Source organism: Pseudoalteromonas sp. SR45-5 (assembly GCF_014163565.1).
In the GTDB taxonomy this organism is placed as follows: domain Bacteria; phylum Pseudomonadota; class Gammaproteobacteria; order Enterobacterales; family Alteromonadaceae; genus Pseudoalteromonas; species Pseudoalteromonas distincta.
The window spans coordinates 1-2,775 of record NZ_JACJDN010000532.1 but is presented as its reverse complement, the minus strand read 5'-3'; the positions used below and the strand labels follow the sequence as shown (position 1 = coordinate 2,775).

General features: G+C 38.2%; 2 protein-coding genes and 1 pseudogene. 1 reads left to right on the top strand and 2 read right to left on the bottom strand.

Features of this window, described 5'->3' with window-relative positions:
• Nucleotides 1-344 precede the first annotated feature (344 nt).
• Nucleotides 345-863, top strand: coding sequence for a TetR/AcrR family transcriptional regulator (locus H5072_RS16145; RefSeq protein WP_182694099.1), 519 nt, complete (start codon nt 345-347; stop codon nt 861-863).
• Nucleotides 864-947: 84 nt separating this feature from the next.
• Here H5072_RS16145 and H5072_RS16140 read toward each other — a convergent pair whose 3' ends face one another.
• Both H5072_RS16140 and H5072_RS21270 read right to left on the bottom strand, forming a co-directional pair.
• Nucleotides 948-2,417 (bottom strand): carbon starvation protein A, encoded by a 1,470-nt coding sequence (locus tag H5072_RS16140; protein ID WP_004334688.1) that lies wholly within the window; start codon nt 2,415-2,417, stop codon nt 948-950.
• A gap of 259 nt (nt 2,418-2,676) precedes the next feature.
• Nucleotides 2,677-2,775, bottom strand: a pseudogene (locus H5072_RS21270) (carbohydrate kinase); the annotation flags it as partial.

Here is a 2,775-nt window from a genome sequence, read left to right as displayed (position 1 = left end):
CTACCTATCGATAGGTAATTTATAATATTAAACTAAATTTAAGTCAACGTTTAAATTTTTCTGATTTATGGGATTTAACTTAATTCATAATAAAATTAGGGAGTTGCTTAAAAGTAAAAACACTTGTAAATAACTACCTACTGGTCGATAATTTTGCTGTACCAATTGCATTAAATAAGTGATCTATTATTGCGCTAGGAAAATAGCGCAATAACGAGGCGAAAATCATGACATCTAGTTATTCTGTATGAATAATTTTTAACGCAGTTAGTGTGTTATTTAATGCGATACAATGATCATGTTTTTAATAAAACTGGTGTTACTGCAGATAGGAAATATTAAAAGTGAGTAAAAAAGAAGCTTTATTAAAAGCAGCTGAAAACAAGGTGCGCCTTGGCGGATACAGTAATTTTAGTTTTAGAGAGCTAGCCTGCGAAGTCGGCATTAAAAGCGCCAGTGTGCACTATCACTTTGCGACTAAGGCCGATTTAGGTGCTGAGCTTGCTCATCAATATACTAATTCTTTTTTAGCTGCGTTAGGCGAGCCAAGCGAGCTTAAAGCAAGCGGTAAAAATCCTATTGATGTGTACACTCAGCTTTTTAGACGTGCATTAGTAACCGATAAAAAAATGTGTTTATGTGGGTTACTAGGAGCCGAAAGCGATAGCCTTCCAGATAAAGTACGCCTTGAAGTAAAACGCTTTTTTAATCAAAACCTAACATGGCTTAGCGCTGCACACTTAACTAATGGTGAGCCTAACCCCGCTCAAGCAGCTATTCAAACAGTGAGCCTGCTTGAGGGCGCTATGATGATAAGCAAAACGCTCGACGATAATAGTTACTTTGAACTTGCAACTCAGTAATACCTAAATTTAGTACACAAAAAAAGCGAGCTATTGATTACCAATAGCTCGCTTTTTTAATGCTTGAAATAACTTATGTGATTATTAAACCGCTGTTGGTTTAACTTTATGCTTAGAGTGCACAATTGCTAAAACAATTAAGCCAATCACTGTTACTACAGCGCCAATAGGTTTACCTAAATCGCTTGATAAGTTAAGACCAATTGCTGCAGTGCCAATATAAGAAACCGTTACCGCTGTTGCTATAACAGCAGGAACACTGGCAATCCAATGGAATGTACCACGGTCAAACAAGTACTTAGTGGCAAGCCATAATACGCTTGTAGAAAGCAGCATGTTTGAAAATGCAAAGTAGCGCCAAATTAATGAGAAATCGAGCTTCGTCATAAAGTACGCTATAGCAAGTATAGGCACCGCCACTAGTAAGCGATTACGTAAGCTTTGTGGAATATTAAACGCATCAACAACAGTTAAACGTAATGAGCGGAACGCTGTATCACCAGAAGTAATTGGGAATACGGCTACTGCAATAATTGCCATTATACCGCCAAATACGCCTAAGTAACTGTTAGCTACATGGTTAACAACTAAGCCTGGACCACCTTGGTCAAGCAATGCTTTTAAGCCTGCGTAACCATCTGGGAACGCTGCAATACCAGCAAGTGCCCATACACAACCTACAATACCTTCACACATCATAGCGCCGTAATAAACTGGACGTACGTATTTTTCGTTAGTTAAACAGCGCGCAATAATAGGCGCTTGAGTAGAGTGAAAACCACTAATAGCACCACAGGTAATTGTTATAAATAACAATGGCCATGTTGGTAATCCATCTGGGTTTGGCTCTAAAAAGTCATGTGCGTGATCAGCTTCAAAGTAAGCTAAAAAGTCACTTGGTACCGGTAAGTGCGGCGCATTAATAAGTAATGAAATAGCAATTGCCACTGTCATTACAATCATTAGCGCACCAAAAATTGGGTAAAACTTAGTGATAATTTTATCAATTGGTAGCAAGGTAGCTAAAAAGTAATACGCTAAAATAGCAAGTACCCAAAAGGTGTTGTTTGCCAGTATTGTACCTTCAAAAAAATCAAGGTTACTTAGCAAACCTGCAGGGCTCATAATAAATACTACACCTACAAAAAACAGTAGCATGGCAGTAAATACAAGCATAAAGCCTTTAAATACGACGTTGTAATAATGGCCTGCGATTTCTGGTAGGCTTTTACCGTCTTCTTTTATACTCATTACACCTGAGAAGAAGTCGTGTACAGCGCCACCTAAAACATTACCAAGTACAATCCATACTAGTGCAACTGGTCCGTATAAAGCACCTAAAATTGGGCCAAATATTGGACCTACGCCAGCAATGTTTAAAAACTGAATTAAAAATGCTCGTACAGGGTGAATAGCTACGTAATCAACACCTTCGCTAAAGCGTTTTTGTGGTGTGTCAGCAGTTGAATCCAAACCGGCTTGTTTTTCAACAAATGGGCTGTAAAACTTATAGCCCAGTATTAAAATAGTGAGGCAGATAAAAAAGATGATCATAAAGCACGTTTCTCTTTTTGTATTTTAGTTATAGAGCGCATTGTGTGTCGCCCCGCCTTTTCAATCCGTTAATAATCGACGAACGATAACAAAGCTTTAACCCTCAAACAATAAGACGTTTAGCTAATACAATAATCGATATAAGCCACTATTTACGCAACCTGCGCACTTAACACTCACTTATCGCCTATGTCTTATTTTAGGCACAAAAAAAGCGGTTAAACTTTTACGTATAACCGCTTTCACACACAATGTTTTTTTAAAGTGGGTTCATAAACTCACTAATTTGTTGATGCGTTAAAGTAGGTGTTGCACCAGAACTTTCGGCGACCATTGCTCCAACGGCACATGCAAAGTC

Coding starts and splice junctions, on each gene's coding strand:
- H5072_RS16140 (WP_004334688.1), bottom strand. CDS start 2,417: ATGATCATCTTTTTTATCTGCCTCACTATTTTAATACTGGGCTATAAG.